Raw genomic sequence first — 16,747 nt, forward strand, 5'->3', positions numbered from 1 at the left:
GATTATTTTGTCATTAATGCAACATATTCTCTTTATAAAATACTGATCTTTAATGGTTTATTTTTACGGTTATCCCGTAGTTTTGTTTAACTATTTTGAATTATATTTAAACAAAACCAATTAAAATTTAACACAAATGAAAAAAATTACATTATTTTTTGCAGTACTCTTTACAGCGATTTGCTTTTCGCAAAATAAGTCAAATGGTTCCGTTGCAACTTCCATTACATCTCCTAGCACCGCATTAGGTGAAACATTCAGATTTAATTCAGGTCTAGTTACACAGTTAGATGCAGGAAGTAACTTTGGATTTACGGGTGATCGTTGGTTCTCTATGGGACGATTAAATACAGGAACTCAAACCGTATATGGTCTGCGTTTTCAATTGCCAAACAGAGCAATTACGATGGGATATCAAGATTTAAGTGATGTCAATCCACGAATTCAGTGGATTGGATCAGGTTCTTCGGCTGTAACTGACCTTGAATTCAGAGTGGCAGATGATTTTTTTGCTACAAGTTCTACGCTAGTTGCCACGATGACCAACGACGGAAATACCTTTTTCGGAAATCCACTAACGACAAACACGGCTAAAGTTGGAGTAGATTATGGAGATGTAGGGAGTACGCGTACCGGAGTGTTTGTAGAAAACGTTTCTTCTGCTAATGCGTATATCGCTACAGGATTCAAATCCATTAATAATGCTGGCGGGTATAGAAAATTTGGTTTGGATGTCTCTGGAACGAGTACTAGTGGCGCTGCCTATGATAATATAGGTGTGAATATTCGTTTAAATGGAGCAGCTATTAACAGAGGCGTAATTGCAAATGTAACAGGAAGTAGTACGGGAACTACGTACGGTGTTTTTGGATCAGTTTCTGGGGCAAGTGGAACCACGCCAACTGGTTTGGGAGCAGCTATTTATGGGAGTTCCGCAACAACGTCAAACCGATATGCAGGTTATTTTAATGGAAATGTATTTACAACGGGAATGTACTTGCCTTCCGATGAAAAATTAAAAACTAATGTAAAAGATGAAGTGAGTGTTTTAGATAAATTAACTCAATTAGACGCGGTAACCTATACATTTAAGGAAAATGAACATTTAAATTTACCTTCAGAAATACAACACGGATTTTTAGCGCAAAATTTAGAAGAAGTGTTTCCTGAGTTATTAACGACGATCAATAAACCTATTTTCGACAAGGAAGATAAAGAAATTGGTTCTTATGAATATAAAGCTGTCAATTATATCGGAATGATTTCAATTTTGACTTCAAGCTTACAAGAATTAAAACAGGAATCAGCTGAAAAAATCAAAGAGTTACAAGAAGAATCAGCAGTAAAGATCAAAGAATTACAAGAAGAATCAGCGGCAAACATGCAAGATTTGAATGAAAAAGTAGCATTGTTAGAAAGTCAAATACAAGCCTTAACAGGAAACGAAGCTGTTGGAGAAACAAAATTAGACACTCAAAAAGAAATTAGTGGTTCAGGATTTTCGATGGAACAAAACAAACCGAATCCGTTTACAAACCAAACCGTGATTAATTATACGTTGCCTAGCAATACGAAAGCAACAATTTCTGTGGTTGATTTGTCTGGTAAATTTATCAAAGATTATAATTTATCCAGTGAAAAAGGACAATTGACTATTAATTCGAGCGAAATTGGAAAAGGCATCTTTGTATATGCGTTAATTTCGGATAACGAAGTAATGATCACTAGAAAGATGATTATACGATAAATAGTTTCAATAGTTTAAAAAATCTACAAATCATTATAAATAGGAAAAGCTGAGATTTCAACATCTTGGCTTTTTTTGTGCGATGTAGTGTTTCCTATTTCAATACTATTTTCTTCGTCATTGATTTAGTATAAAATAATCATTTAATTTTATAATTTACTGATATTTAGCGGTTTAATTTTTATGGTGATCCCGTAAAAATATTGTTGAATTGCTGGTTATCTTTAAAGTAAACCAATTAAAAATTATTAGACATGAAAAAAATTACTTTATTAGTAGCGCTATTTTTTGCCACGATTGCTTTCGGGCAAAACCAATCTTCGGGAACCGTTTCTGGTGCTATCTTTAATCCGATACCGCAACAATTTAGCGGGCAGGAGATTTTTAGGTTCCAACCTGGATTAGTCACGCAATTAGATTCGGGAATTGCTTTTGACTTTAATAATAGTCAGTGGTTTTCTATTGGAAGACTAAACACGGGAAGTCAAAATGTATATGGTTTACGTTTTCAGTTGCCAGACAAAGCATTAACTATGGGATATCAAGATTTAAGTGATATAAACCCAAGAATTCAATGGATTGGAAATTCATCTGCTTTTGGAAGTAGTTTGGAGTTTAGAGCCGCCAATAGTTTTACCTCTACCAATTCTACGCTAGTCGCAACAATGACAAATGATGGAAGAACCTATTTTGGAAATCCATTAGCCGCATTTGACACAAAAGTTAGTATTGATTATACTGAAGTTAGTGGCGCTTCTTCACGTGTGGGCTTAACTTTAGAAACTGATGCTAGGCAAAATGGTGTTTTTACTACAGCCATAAGATCAGTAAACAATGCTGGAGCTTTTATTAAAACGGGCTTAGATATTGAAAGTATTACGGGTTCTACCTTTGAAAATACAGGTATTAATGTTCGTTTAAATGGAGGAACTCTAAATACGGGAGTAAGAGCATTTGTAACAGATAATGGTCTTGATGGTCCAACGTATGGTATTTTTGGATCAATAGCTAGTAGTGCTGATGTAAAATCTCCTGCATTTGGAGCAGCTATTTATGGTACTTCATCAACAGATTCAAACCGATATGCAGGTTATTTTAATGGAAATGTGTTTGTAACTGGAACATTTACAGTTTCTGACAAGAAATTAAAAGAGAATATAGAAGATGAGAACAATGTATTAGACAAGTTATCTCAATTAAATGCAGTGACATATACGTTTAAAGAAAACAAACACTTAAACTTATCTTCGCAATTACAACACGGATTTTTAGCACAAAACCTGGAAGAAGTGTTTCCAGAATTGGTAACTACGATCAACAAGCCTATTTATGATAAAGAGAATAAAAAAGTAGTTGATTCGTATGAATACAAAGCCGTAAACTATGTAGGTTTAATTTCTGTATTGACTGCTAGTTTGAATCAATTAAACGAAGAAGCTGCAGCAAAGATCAAAGAATTAGAGGAAGAATCAGCAGCAAACAATGAAAGAATTACATTACTAGAAAGTCAAATACAAGCTTTAACAGGAAATGAAGCTATTGGAGAAAGCGCAGACACTCAAAAAGAAATCAGTGGTTCAGGATTTTCGATGGAACAAAATAAACCGAATCCTTTTACAAACCAAACCGTGATTAACTACACCTTGCCAAGTAATACGAAAGCAACAATTTCTGTGGTTGATTTGTCTGGGAAATTCATCAAAGATTATAACGTATCCAATGAAAAAGGACAATTAACCATTAATTCGAGTGAAATTGGAAAAGGAATATTTGTATATGCGTTAATTTCGGATAATGAAGTTATGATTACTAAAAAGATGATCATACGATAAACGATACTAGTATTTTAAAAATCTGCAAACCATAAAAAAAAGCTGAGATTTCAACATCTTGGCTTTTTTATGCGATCTAGTTTTTCCTAATTATCGATGCGTATATCACTATTTTTAGCGTCATTAATTTAGTATAAAATAATCATTTTATTTTATAAGTGACTGGTATTTAGCGTTTTGTTTTTTATGGTTATCCCGTAAAAATGTTTGTATGTTGGTGTTTATCTTTAAGGGAATATTAATTTAAACATTTACATATGAAAAAAAATATTTTATTATTAGTCTTATTTATTGCGGGAATTACATTTGCGCAAAACAGATCAGATGGTCCCGTAACAACAACTCTTCCGTCTAGCTTGGGAGAAACATTTAGATTTGATTCTGGACTCGTCACACAACTAGATGCAGGAAGCGGCTTCGGATTTACGAGTGATCGTTGGTTTTCTTTGGGAAGATTGTTTACAGGCAGTCAAAATGTATACGGATTGCGCTTTCAATTGCCTAACAAAGCGTTAACGTTAGGATACCAAGATATTAATGATCTGAATCCAAGATTGCAGTGGATTGGATCAGGTTCTTCCTCAGCAACGGACTTTGAATTTAGAGTAGCAAATAGTTTTACCTCTACAAGTTCTACGTTGGTAGCAACGATGACAAACGATGGAAAAACCTTTTTTGGTCCACAATCAACAACTACTAACACAAGAGTGGGTGTAGATTACAGTAATCTTCCAAGTGGTAGAACAGGTGTTACAGCGCAAAATAGTACTAGTACAAGCAGTTACAGTACAGTTACAGGCTTCAAATCTATTAACAATGTTTTTTGTCAGATAAAGAATGGCGTACGTGTTGAAAGCGATGGAGGAGCTTTTGGAAATACAGGAGTGAGTGTCAGCTTGCTAGACGGACGATACAATTCTGGAGTAAGCGCATTTGCAAGAAGTGAAGCATCTGGTGGTTCCTCCTATGGTGTCAGCGGATCGATTGGGGGACCTAGTGGTGTAACTCCAACAGGTTTTGGAGCTGGTATTTATGGTAGTTCTGCAGCAAGCACCAATAGATATGCAGGATATTTTAACGGAAATGTTTTTGTAACTGGAACATTTACAGTATCAGACAAAAAATTAAAAGACAATATTAAAATTGAAGAAAATATATTAGATAAGTTAACGCAGCTAGATGCGGTAAGTTATACGTTTAAACCAAATGACCAACTAAACTTGCCTAGTGAATTACAACACGGATTCTTAGCACAAAACCTAGAAGAAGTTTTTCCAGAATTAGTAACGACGATTACAAAACCTATTTTAGGTGAAAATAACAAGGAGCTTGGAATGTACGAATACAAAGCTGTTAATTATGTGGGAATGATTTCAATTTTAACGTCAAGCTTACAAGAATTGCAGGAAGAAGTGAAAACGTTAAAAAACCAAATAGAAGCAATGAACGTACAAGCAGCCTCTGATAAAGAGGAAGCTCAATTAAATACTCAAGATGAGGTTGGTAATGTTGAATTTTCTATGGAACAAAACAAACCGAATCCATTTACAAACCAAACCGTTATTAACTATACGTTGCCAAGCAATACGAAAGCAACAATTTCAGTGGTTGATTTGTCTGGGAAATTCATTAAAGATTATAACATATCCAATGAAAAAGGACAATTGACCATTAATTCGAGTGAAATTGGAAAAGGAATATTTGTATATGCGTTAATTTCGGATAACGAGGTAATCATCACTAGAAAAATGATTATACGTTAGAAAACAACAATATTTTTAAAATCTACAAATCATAAAAAAAAAAGCCGAGATTTCAACATCTTGGCTTTTTTGCAATTCAGTATGTTATGCTTTAATGTTTGTTTTTACGATTTATTTCGTCATTAAATCATTATAAAATAGTCATTTTTTTTATAAATAACTGGTATTTAGCTTTTTATTTTTTATGGTTACCCCGTAATTTTGTTTAATATTTTGTCCATACATTTAAACAAAATAATTAAAAACTACTTTATATGAAAAAATTTACCTTATTATTAGCTTTATTTTTTGTGGGAATACTATTCGCGCAAAACAAATCAAATGGTGCAGTAGCGACTTCTATCACGTCTCCTACTTCTACCACAGGAGAAACATTTAGATTTGATTCAGGTCTAGTTACACAATTAGATGCAGGAAGTGGCTTCGGGTTTACGAGTGACCGCTGGTTTTCCATGGGACGATTATTTACAGGATCTCAAACTGTATATGGATTGCGCTTTCAGTTGCCTAATAAAGCATTAACGATGGGATATCAAGATATTAACGATCTGAACCCAAGATTGCAATGGATTGGATCAGGTTCTTCCGCAGCAACAGATTTTGAATTTAGAGTTGCAGATAGTTTTACCTCTACAAGCTCTACATTAGTAGCAACCATGACCAATGATGGAAAAACGTATTTTGGAGCGCCACTAACGTCAAACGAGCCGTTGGTAGGAATTGATTACAGTAATAGTTCAAGCAGTACGAAAACAGGACTTATTGTACAAAACAACAATACTTCAGGATTGTATTTTACAGGAATTAAAGCAATCAATAATCAATCAGGATACATTAAAACAGGAATAGAGGTGCAAAGTGATGGCTCTTCTTATTTGTCTACTGGTGTTAGTATAAGAACGAGTGCATCCTATCAAAATACGGGAGTATCTTCAAGAATTTCTGGTACAAGTAACGGGAGTTCGTATGCTGTTCGAGGAGATATTCCTAGCACAGGAACTGGTTTCGGTGCAGGTATTTATGGTAGTTCAGCAATACTTACCAATCGTTATGCAGGATATTTTAATGGGAATGTTTTTACCACAGGTTCATACTTACCTTCGGATGAAAAATTAAAAGAGAACGTGAAAACGGAAGAAAATACATTACAGAAATTAGCTCAACTAGATGCTGTAACGTATACGTTTAAAGAAAACGAACACTTAAATCTACCTTCAGAAACACAACACGGATTCTTGGCTCAAAATTTGGAAGAAGTTTTTCCTGAATTAATAACAACCATCAGCAAGCCTATTGAGGATGAGAAAAATTTCCAAATAGGAACCTACGAATATAAAGCGGTAAATTATGTAGGATTGATTTCTGTATTGACTGCTAGTTTGAAGCAATTAAACGAAGAGTCAGCTGCAAATATCAAAGAATTAAATGAAAAAGTAGCCGCTTTAGAAAATCAGATTGAAGCAATGAACATTCAAGCATCTGAGGAAGAAACTCAATTAGGGAATTTAGAAGAAATTAGCGGCTCAGGATTTTCTATGGAGCAAAACAAACCAAATCCGTTTACAAATCAAACCGTAATTAATTATACGTTGCCAAGCAATACCAAAGCAACAATTTCTGTGGTTGATTTATCGGGTAAATTTATCAAAGACTACAATCTATCAACTGAAAAAGGACAATTAATCATCAATTCCAGTGAAATTGGAAGAGGAATATTTGTATATGCGTTAATTTCAAATAACGAAGTTATGATGACAAGAAAGATGATCATTAGATAAGTCAAATTTGTATCAACATACAAATTCGAATTATTACAAAAAAGCTGAGATTTTAACGTCTTGGCTTTTTTTGGTTTCTAATCAATTAAAGATTTTATATTTTGTTTAACGTTTTTTAAGAAAACTTAACATAATTTCAGTAAAAATAACTTAATTATCTAGTTTTAAACGTTTTAATTTTATGGTTATCCCGTAATGTGTTTAACTATTTAGTACTTATCTTTAAACAAAACCAATTAAAAAATTTAGACATGAAAAAAGTTACTTTATTATTAGCTTTATTTTTTGCGGGAATGACGTTTGCGCAAAACCAATCAGACGGAGCCGTTTCAAACTTTATTTTTAATCCTATACCACAGCAATTTGGTGGTGGAGAAATTTTCAGATTTGATCAAGGCCTTGTAACACAATTAGACAAAGGAAATGCCTTTGATTTCAATAACAGTAGATGGTTTTCTTTAGGAAGCTTAAAAACAGGTTCCCAAACTGTATACGGAATTCGTTTTCAATTGCCAAATAGAGGAATCACAATGGGATATCAAGATGTAGGTGACGATAATCCTAGAATTCAGTGGATTGGAGACTCGATAAAGAGTAATCTAGAATTTAGATCAGCAACTAGTTTTTTCTCTACAGTTTCTAATTTGAATGCTACGATGACTTTTGATGGAAGAACGTTCTTTGGAAAGCCATTAGCTTCCAATGAGCCATTAGTAGGAATTGACTACAGTACGGTACCTGGAAACACGAAAACAGGGTTAATTGTACGTAACAATACAAATAATGGAGATTTCTTTACAGGAATCAAAACCATTAACAAAGAAAAAGGAAGGGTTAAAACTGGAATTAGCGTATTGGAAGCTGGCAGTTCAGTATCAAGTACAGGAGTTAATGTGGAAGTAGTAGACAGTGATCAATCTACAGGAGTACGTGTTTTTGCTTCTAGTACTTCTGGAAGTACGTTTGGAGTACAAGCTAGAATTTCAAGTGCGTCACCATCAATAATTCCGCCTTTTGGAGCGGCTATTGAAGGTACTTCTGCATCACTTCCAAATAGATTTGCAGGATACTTTAATGGCGACGTTTTTGTGACAGGAATGTTTACAGTTTCTGATAGAAACCTAAAAGAAAATATTCAGCCAGAAGAAAATGTATTGGATAAATTATCTCAATTAGAGACAGTAACCTACACTTTCAAGCAAAATGAGCACTTAAACTTGTCATCAAAAGTGCAACACGGATTCTTAGCGCAAAATTTAGAAGAAGTTTTCCCAGAATTAGTAACGACAATCAACAAACCAATTCAAGACAAACAAGGAATTGACACAGGTTCGTATGAGTACAAAGCGGTAAACTACACAGGATTAATTTCAGTATTGACGTCAAGTTTAAATGAAATGAACAATAAAATGACAGTGTTAGAAACAGAATTGGCTGAATTGAGAAACGAATTGGCAACTGCTAAAAATGAATTAGAAGGACAGGACGAACTGGAAGTTGGTTTCACGATGGAGCAAAATAGACCAAATCCTTTCACCGACCAAACGGTCATCAACTATACATTGCCTAACAACGCAAAAGCTACGATTTCTGTATTTGACATGTCAGGTAAATTTGTAAGAGATTATAACTTATCAAGTCAAAAAGGACAAGTAACAATTAACTCTAGCGAAATTGGAAAAGGAATGTTTATCTATAGCTTAGTGTCTAATGGAGACATTATGGTTACTAAGAAGATGATTGTAAAATAAGCCCCACAATCGTATCTACTCTATATAAAAAGCAATCAGTACTGTAATGGTGCTGATTGCTTGTTTGTTTTATAAAACAAACAACCTTGAACGTTAAAATGTTTTCTTTTTTTTAGGGTATTTCATACTTTCATTTTTTAATCAAAAAACTTAAAATCATGAAAAAAAAGAGTATCAAAAATTTATCGTTAAACAAGAAATCAATTTCTAACCTAGAAACAAACTACGGAGGAAACGCAAGTGGGCAAAACTCTATCCGATTTTGTATTCGTACCATAGTAGACCAAAATGGTAACAATATCTGTTTACCAACAAAAAGAGCTGCTACGTGTGGTCAAACAGAGCCTGTAGGGTGTGCGCTTACAATTGAAGTAGATCCGTTTACAATTCCAATCTGTTAATAATTGGCATAAGAAAAATAACCAAAATAACTTAAAATCATGAAAAAAAAGAGTATCAAAAATCTATCGTTAAACAAGAAATCAATTTCTAAGTTACAACCAGAAAAAAGCATGGGAGGACAAGGAACATTCCGTTGTATATTATCTATTATTGATCAAAATGGAAATAATATATGTATCACAAGATTCGCTGCTACCTGTCCACAAACAAATGCTGCAGGTTGTGTACTTACAATTGAAGTAGATGGAAACACGTATCCAATCTGTTAAAATTTAAAAGATGTCAAACTGATCGTAAAATTGGTATTACGTTAAAAAGTAAAGATTTTCGTCCGAAATCACAGTGAGTTTTACGGTTTTCCCGTATTTTGAATCATTGCAATTCCTTAACTTAGGTTTTTAACTTGAAAACTTAATATCATGAAAAAACAAGATGTAAAAAACTTGAAACTCAACAAAAGTTTAGTGTCCAACTTAGTAAAAGAAAACCTTACAGGCGGATTGAACTGGACGTACGACAGACCCACAGGACAAAGTGAATTTGCAGGCGAATGTCCGCCTCCAACACAAACAGGTTCTTGGTGCTTAACAGGATACCAAACAAATTGTCAATAAAGAACACTAAAAAAAGCTTCTCGAAATTCGAGAAGCTTTTTAAATTTTATTAGAAAAACTATAAAATCTTAGTTTCCACCAGCGTTTTTAATTTATCTGCCGCCGCTTTTTTAGCGTCTTCAACTTTCTTAGTAGCAGCATCCGTTGCTTCGTCCATTTTACTTTTAGCTGCATCTTTTGCATCCTCAACAGTTTTCTTAGCGCCTTCTTTCATGTCATTTACCATGTTTGTTGCGCCTTCCTTAGCATCTTCCATCGTTTTTGTTGCACTTTCTTTTACATCGTTAGCAACATCTGTAGCTTTTTCTTTTACGTCATCTGCTACTTTTTTCACTGCTTCTTTGGTGTCTTTTACCATTTCTTTAGCAGTTTCCTTTGCTTTATCACCTTCTTTTTTTACTTCTTCACATGAAGTCATTCCGATCATTAAAGCCACTACTAAAGAAGCTTTGAATACTAATTTTTTCATTTTTTTACCTATTTATTGTTATTGAACAACAATGTTAAGACTTCTTTTACTCATTCACAAAGAATGAGTTAACATATTTTTAACATTCCATGAAATTATCATTTTGGCAGATAAAAGGAGTTTTTTTTAAGAATTTACGCGTTCAGAAAGGTATGCCATGATTTTTGTACATGCATTTCCATTAGCTTGCACATAGTTGCGATTAATATCTCCAACGGAAATTTTAAAAACCGCATCTGTAAGTAAACGATGCATCAATTGTTCAAATGTCGCTTTTGAATTCACAGAAAGTACGCCGCCAAGTTGCACCAAATCTTCCGCTTCTTTAAAGCCAGTAAAATTCTTTCCAACAACCACGGGAATTCCAAAAACAGCAGGTTCTAGCGTATTGTGCAAACCTGTAGTTCCCATACCGCCGCCAACATAGGCAATATCAGCGTAACTATATACTTTCGTGAGAATTCCGATGGTATCTACGATAAAAACTTCAAATTGACTCAAATCGGTATGTTGTTCCATTTCAGAAAATAAAACCGTCGATTTTTTAATAGAATTCTTTAATTTTTCAATTTCTTGAGATTTGATATTGTGTGGTGCTATGATAAACTTGCAATCCTCGGCAGAAGCGTTGATAAAAGGCACAAAAATAGCTTCATCTTCTTGCCAACTACTTCCAATGACAATAGTAGTCGTATTATTTTTAAAATTTTCGATGAAAGAAAGCGAATTGTCACGGTCTAAAATTTCCAACACACGATCAAAACGTGTGTCGCCACTAATCGTAACATCTGTAAAATTAATACGTTTCAAAAGCTGCTGAGACGTTTCATCCTGCACAAAAATATGATCAAATGCACGAAGCGATTTTCGCATCCAACTGCCATAAAACTTGAAAAACACTTGCGAACTTCTAAAAATAGTCGAAATAGAAATCGTGTGAATGTGCTGCTTTTTCAATGCTGCTAAATAATTCGGCCAAAACTCATACTTCACAAAAATTACCAATTCAGGATGAACCAGTTTTACAAAATTCCTAGCATTAGCTTTTGTGTCTAAAGGCAAATAGGTAATCACATCTGCGACGCCACTATCTTTTTTTACTTCGTATCCGGAAGGCGAAAAAAACGTCAACACAAATTTATGGTCAGGATATTTTTCTTTCAACGCTTCCAATACGGGCAATCCTTGTTCAAATTCGCCCAAAGAAGCCGTGTGAAACCAAATGACTTTGTCTGTTGCTGAAATTTGATTGGCTAAGGTCTTAAAAACGAGTTTTCTGCCCGCTACAAACAGTCCAAGTTTCGTATTAAATTTCGCAATGATTCCTAGAAAGAAACTCGCAACGTAGACCAATATGTTGTAAATAAAATACAAAAGTGATTGAGTTTGCCGCTAAAATACATTCTTTCCCTTAAATTCATTGGGTATCGTTGTACAATTTCATAAATTTGTTTGTTTAAAAGAGATACGAATGAAGAAAATCCAAATGGTCGATCTTAAAGGGCAATATGCTCAAATAAAAGACCAAGTAGACCAATCCGTATTAGATGTTATTGCCTCTTCTGCATTCATAAACGGACCCGAAGTACATGCATTTCAAAAAGAATTAGAAGAATATTTAGACGTAAAACACGTCATTCCGTGTGCCAACGGAACGGATGCATTGCAAATTGCGATGATGGGACTTGGACTAAAGCCCGGTGATGAGGTCATTACAGCAGATTTTACGTTTGCAGCAACGGTTGAGGTCATTGCACTATTGCAACTAACGCCCGTATTGGTCGATGTGGAAAAAGACTCATTCAATATTGATCCTGAAGCGGTTCGGAAAGCGATAACGCCTAAAACAAAAGCCATTGTTCCGGTACATTTATTTGGACAATGTGCCAATATGGACGCGATTTTAGAAATTGCCAAAGAACACGATTTATACGTCATTGAAGACAACGCGCAAGCTATTGGCGCAAGTTATACCTTTGCCGATGGAAGCGTGAAAAAAGCAGGAGGTATTGGTCATGTGGCTTCTACTTCGTTCTTTCCTTCAAAAAACTTAGGTTGTTATGGTGATGGCGGTGCAATTTTTACGAACGATGATGATTTAGCACATACCATCAGAGGAATTGTAAACCACGGAATGTACAAACGCTATCATCACGATGTTGTGGGTGTAAATTCACGCTTAGATTCAATACAAGCAACCATTTTACGTGCCAAATTGCCACATTTAGATAGGTACAACGCTGCACGCCAAAACGCTGCAAGAAAATACAATGCTGCTCTCGCTGGAAATGATAACATCATCACGCCGCAAATCACAAAAGCATGCGAAAGTCCAATCTGTACAGGATGTAACTGTCATGTATTTCATCAATACACTTTGCGTGTTGTAAATGTAGACAGAGATGCGTTGGTAAAACACTTAAATGAAAACGGGATTCCTTGCGGAGTCTACTATCCAATTCCGTTGCACTTGCAAAAAGCATACAAAGACGAACGGTATAACGAAGCAGATTTTCCTATAACAAATCAGTTGGTAAAAGAAGTCATTTCCTTGCCAATGCACACAGAATTAGAAGACGAGCAAATCGAATTCATCACGAAAACAATTTTAGAGTTCATAAACAAATCATAAGTTTTAAAAGCAAAAAGCTAAAACTCAACACCTGTCACATCGAGCAAAGTCGAGATGCAAAACTAAAAAACCTCAAATTGAAAAAAATACTAGTAACTGGCGGATTAGGTTATATCGGCTCTCACACGGTGGTAGCCTTGCAATTGGCAGGATTTGAAGTTGTGATAATTGACAATCTTTCCAATTCATCAGAAGAAGTATTGCAAGGAATTCAACGAATTACAGGAATTTTGCCAACGTTTAAAAAACTTGATTTACGCGACAAGCAAGCAACAATTTCATTCTTTCAAAAGCATACCGACATTGACGGAATCATTCACTTTGCCGCGAGCAAAGCAGTTGGCGAAAGTGTGGAAAATCCGTTGTTATATTACGAAAACAATCTTTCCACGCTGATTACTATCTTACAGGAAATTCAACACAAAGAAAATATTTCGTTCATCTTTAGTTCTTCGTGTACGGTGTACGGTCAAGCCGAAACAATGCCCATTTCGGAAGATGCACCTGTACAACAAGCGTTCTCTCCGTATGGAAACACCAAACAAATCGGCGAAGAAATTCTGAAAGATACTGCCAAGATTACCAAAGGGTTACAAGTCATTTCGTTGCGATATTTCAATCCAATTGGGGCGCATGAAAGTGGTGAAATAGGAGAATTGCCCGATGGTGTTCCGCAAAACTTAGTGCCTTTTATTACGCAAACTGCCATTGGGTTACGAGAAGAATTAGCCGTTTTTGGAAATGATTATCCTACGGTAGATGGCACTTGCATTCGTGATTATATTCACGTGGTCGATCTCGCGAAAGCGCATGTAACTGCATTACAAAGAATACTTCAAAAAGAAAATAAAGCATCATTTGAAGTATTTAACATCGGAACAGGAACGGGAAGTTCTGTGCTAGAAGTTATTGAAAGTTTTGAGCGTGTCAGCGGAGAAAAACTCAACTATACAATTGTCGGTAGGCGTGAAGGCGATGTCATTTCTGCGTATGCCGATACTACGAAAGCCAATACCATTTTAGGTTGGAAAGCCACATCTACGCTCGATGAAGCGATGCTTTCTGCTTGGAAATGGGAACAGAAAATACGAACAACCAAATAAACCAATTAAATGAAGAAACTACTCATTCTATGCTTGAGTATGTTTTGTGCTACGATACTAATGGCACAAGATACCTACTTGCATTGCGGAAAAATTATTGACACAAAAAGTGGAAAGATTTTAACGCAAAAAACGATCATTGTCTCTGGAAACACTATTAAAAGTGTTGAAAACGGATACATTCAGTCAGATACTACAGACGTTATTTATGTTGATCTCAAATCGAAAGTCGTAATGCCAGGATTGATTGATTTGCACGTACATATTGAAAGTGAAACGAATCCGAAAGCATATATCGAAAAATATACCTTAAATGATGCGGATGTTGCGTTTCGTTCAGTAGGTTTTGCAGGTGTTACGCTACAAGCAGGATTTACAACGGTGCGTGATTTAGGCGGAACTGGTGTGAATATTTCTTTGAGAAACGCTATTTCACAAGGAAAAATTGACGGACCTAGAATTTTCACCGCAGGAAAAGCGTTAGCGACAACTGGCGGACATGCCGATCCGACGAATGGAAATCGTAAAGAAATTATTGGCGACCCAGGACCAAAAGAAGGTGTTGTAAATAATGTGAATGATGCGAAAAAAGCAGTGCGTCAACGGTATAAAAATGGCGCTGATGTCATTAAAATTACGGCAACTGGTGGTGTATTAAGTGTTGCAAAAAGTGGAAGCAATCCGCAGTTTACTGTAGAAGAAGTCAAAGTGATTTGCGAAACCGCGAAAGATTATGGAATGCATGTAGCAGCGCACGCACATGGTGATGAAGGAATGCAACGCGCCATTATTGGAGGAGTCAAAACCATTGAACACGGAACGTATATGAGTGACGAAACTATGGAATTGATGAAAAAGCACGATGCATATTTAGTTCCTACGATCACAGCGGGAAAAGAAGTAGCCGCAAAAGCAAAAATTGAAGGTTATTACCCAGATATTATTGTGCCAAAAGCCTTGGCTGTAGGACCAAAAATACAGGGAACATTTGCGAGAGCGTATAAAAAAGGTGTGGGCATTGCGTTTGGAACGGATGCAGGTGTTTTTGAACATGGACTCAATGGAAAAGAATTTGGTTTTATGGTAGAAGGTGGTATGACTCCAATGGAAACCATTCAAGCTGCAACGGTAACCAACGCCAAGATTTTAGGGATGGAAGATCAATTGGGACAAATAAAAGCAGGATTTTTAGCTGATATTGTGGCGGTTGATGAAGATCCAATACAAAACATCAATACGATGGAGAGTGTAATATTTGTGATGAAAGATGGAAAAATTTACAAGCAGTAATGCAATTGCTAATTAAGTAACTCTAAAGAATAATACCAATTTACATTTAAACTGGTGTTTTGGATACGAAGTTACTTTGGCTCTATAGGATGCTATGAATGGTTTGCATAGCCTTAGCTACGGAAAGTATTCGCAAAGAACTAAACTGCCAAATGAACGAGTTTATAAACATCATTTTATGTGTAAATAGGTATAAAATATAATTTTAAAAGGCTGTCTAGAGATTCAAATTTCTTGACAGCCTTTTGTGTGCATTAATTAATAGGAGTACATTCTACGAGTGACTGACACGGATAATTAAGCGTTTGGCATTTATTATTCAATGTCTGACACGTAAAATCAATTGTTAGTGGACAATTGGCTTGAAATGTACAGGCGAGTGCAGATGGACACGCATCAATTTGTGAGCCACACACATCAATTTTTGTAAGTTGAACTGCCAATCCTCCCGTAGCATCATTTCCTAAGTTGGAAATAGAGTTCTTACGAAGCTGCAGTGATTTTAAATTTCTTTTTTTCATGATTTTAAGTTTTTTGGATTACTAATTATTTACGTTGGCAAAAACAGTTGCGAATTTAGTATGGGAAAAACTATAGTAAACAGTTAGATTAAAGCGAAGCTCAATTTGCCGCTGTTTACATTTTCATATGATTCTTCTGTTTACCAATCAATGTTACAAAGCGTTGGAATGTCTGTAGGACAAAACCAAGCTGATGGGCAATCATCAATTACGGATGTACAGGTGTCGGTAAGTATAGTTCCTCCTTTTAATTGGCGACTTTCTAAGTTTGAAATTGAATTTTTACGAAGTCTTAATGATGTTGTATTTCTTTTTTTCATGGTTTAATTGTTAAGTTACTACTACTTTAAAATATAAAAATGGACTCAAGTTTGGTATGAAAAAACTAGAGTTCGTAATTTGATATGTACGTTAGGTATTTTTAAGAAAATCTGCTTTAAATAACAAAATTGGAAGCTGTCAAAAAAGCCAAAAAGCCTTTCAAACCAAATTAGTTTTAGCGTGATGTTCTTAAATTTTTTAGACAGCTTCTTTTTATGTGTAAATTGGTATTAAAAAAGCATATAATGATTCCTTATTCAACAACCTGTTTTAAAGGGTTGCTAATTAATAGTTTACCAATACACACAATCTTTTGGGTTTTGTGTGAACGGACACCAAGCAGTTGGACAGGCATCAATAAACGAAGTACATGGCTGATTTTGCAGCGTCGGACAATTATATTTTGTATATACAGTTCCTCCTTTTGTTTGATTCTTTCCTAAATCAGAAATTGACTTTTTGTTGAGTTTTAACGATTTTGCATTTCTTTTTTTCATGATTTCAAGTTTTTAATTATCAGTGAC

16 protein-coding genes are annotated in these 16,747 nt (G+C 35.1%); 11 read left to right on the top strand and 5 right to left on the bottom strand.

All coding sequences use genetic code 11. From position 1 onward, the window contains the following. Positions 1-136 precede the first annotated feature (136 nt). The 8 genes from KORDIASMS9_RS09235 to KORDIASMS9_RS09270 all read left to right on the top strand — a co-directional run bounded on the left by KORDIASMS9_RS09235 (position 137) and on the right by KORDIASMS9_RS09270 (position 9,887). A complete protein-coding gene (locus KORDIASMS9_RS09235) occupies positions 137-1,747 on the top strand; it encodes a tail fiber domain-containing protein (protein WP_114902572.1) in 1,611 nt (536 codons plus the stop codon). A 254-nt stretch (positions 1,748-2,001) separates the two neighbouring features. Continuing rightward, positions 2,002-3,579 carry a tail fiber domain-containing protein gene (locus tag KORDIASMS9_RS09240; protein ID WP_114902573.1) on the top strand — a complete coding sequence of 526 codons (1,578 nt, stop codon included), beginning with the start codon at positions 2,002-2,004 and terminating at the stop codon, positions 3,577-3,579. A gap of 257 nt (positions 3,580-3,836) precedes the next feature. Next, entirely contained in the window at positions 3,837-5,342 is a 1,506-nt protein-coding gene (locus KORDIASMS9_RS09245; RefSeq protein WP_114902574.1) for a tail fiber domain-containing protein, read from the top strand. A gap of 254 nt (positions 5,343-5,596) precedes the next feature. After that, positions 5,597-7,120 (top strand): tail fiber domain-containing protein, encoded by a 1,524-nt coding sequence (locus KORDIASMS9_RS09250; RefSeq protein ID WP_114902575.1) that lies wholly within the window; start codon positions 5,597-5,599, stop codon positions 7,118-7,120. Positions 7,121-7,371: 251 nt separating this feature from the next. Next, entirely contained in the window at positions 7,372-8,871 is a 1,500-nt protein-coding gene (locus KORDIASMS9_RS09255; RefSeq protein WP_162819852.1) for a tail fiber domain-containing protein, read from the top strand. 158 nt (positions 8,872-9,029) lie between these two features. Beyond that, complete coding sequence (locus KORDIASMS9_RS09260; protein ID WP_114902577.1) at positions 9,030-9,272, top strand: hypothetical protein; 243 nt, start codon at positions 9,030-9,032, stop codon at positions 9,270-9,272. 39 nt (positions 9,273-9,311) lie between these two features. Then, positions 9,312-9,542: a hypothetical protein gene (locus KORDIASMS9_RS09265; RefSeq protein WP_114902578.1), complete on the top strand. Its 231-nt coding sequence runs from the start codon at positions 9,312-9,314 to the stop codon at positions 9,540-9,542. A gap of 150 nt (positions 9,543-9,692) precedes the next feature. After that, complete coding sequence (locus KORDIASMS9_RS09270; protein WP_114902579.1) at positions 9,693-9,887, top strand: hypothetical protein; 195 nt, start codon at positions 9,693-9,695, stop codon at positions 9,885-9,887. Between the two features lie 58 nt (positions 9,888-9,945). On the opposite strand, the gene KORDIASMS9_RS09275 is transcribed toward KORDIASMS9_RS09270, so the two are convergent. Beyond that, positions 9,946-10,356: a hypothetical protein gene (locus KORDIASMS9_RS09275; protein ID WP_114902580.1), complete on the bottom strand. Its 411-nt coding sequence runs from the start codon at positions 10,354-10,356 to the stop codon at positions 9,946-9,948. A gap of 126 nt (positions 10,357-10,482) precedes the next feature. Then, positions 10,483-11,730, bottom strand: a complete 1,248-nt coding sequence (locus KORDIASMS9_RS09280) for a 3-deoxy-D-manno-octulosonic acid transferase (protein ID WP_114902581.1) — start codon at positions 11,728-11,730, stop codon at positions 10,483-10,485. A 97-nt stretch (positions 11,731-11,827) separates the two neighbouring features. Between KORDIASMS9_RS09280 and KORDIASMS9_RS09285 the strand changes: the two genes are divergently transcribed. From KORDIASMS9_RS09285 to KORDIASMS9_RS09295, 3 genes are all read left to right on the top strand, one after another. Further along, positions 11,828-12,988 carry a DegT/DnrJ/EryC1/StrS aminotransferase family protein gene (locus KORDIASMS9_RS09285; protein ID WP_114902582.1) on the top strand — a complete coding sequence of 387 codons (1,161 nt, stop codon included), beginning with the start codon at positions 11,828-11,830 and terminating at the stop codon, positions 12,986-12,988. A 77-nt stretch (positions 12,989-13,065) separates the two neighbouring features. Beyond that, entirely contained in the window at positions 13,066-14,091 is a 1,026-nt protein-coding gene (galE, locus tag KORDIASMS9_RS09290) for a UDP-glucose 4-epimerase GalE (RefSeq protein ID WP_114902583.1), read from the top strand. A 9-nt stretch (positions 14,092-14,100) separates the two neighbouring features. Then, a complete protein-coding gene (locus KORDIASMS9_RS09295; protein WP_114902584.1) occupies positions 14,101-15,381 on the top strand; it encodes an amidohydrolase family protein in 1,281 nt (426 codons plus the stop codon). 254 nt (positions 15,382-15,635) lie between these two features. Here KORDIASMS9_RS09295 and KORDIASMS9_RS23170 read toward each other — a convergent pair whose 3' ends face one another. From KORDIASMS9_RS23170 to KORDIASMS9_RS09300, 3 genes are all read right to left on the bottom strand, one after another. Beyond that, positions 15,636-15,902 (bottom strand): hypothetical protein, encoded by a 267-nt coding sequence (locus KORDIASMS9_RS23170; RefSeq protein WP_162819853.1) that lies wholly within the window; start codon positions 15,900-15,902, stop codon positions 15,636-15,638. A gap of 140 nt (positions 15,903-16,042) precedes the next feature. Beyond that, a complete protein-coding gene (locus KORDIASMS9_RS23175; protein ID WP_162819854.1) occupies positions 16,043-16,222 on the bottom strand; it encodes a hypothetical protein in 180 nt (59 codons plus the stop codon). 294 nt (positions 16,223-16,516) lie between these two features. After that, positions 16,517-16,720, bottom strand: coding sequence for a hypothetical protein (locus KORDIASMS9_RS09300; protein ID WP_114902585.1), 204 nt, complete (start codon positions 16,718-16,720; stop codon positions 16,517-16,519). Between the last annotated feature and the right edge of the window lie 27 nt (positions 16,721-16,747).

It is taken from the genome of Kordia sp. SMS9 (genome assembly GCF_003352465.1).
In the GTDB taxonomy this organism is placed as follows: domain Bacteria; phylum Bacteroidota; class Bacteroidia; order Flavobacteriales; family Flavobacteriaceae; genus Kordia.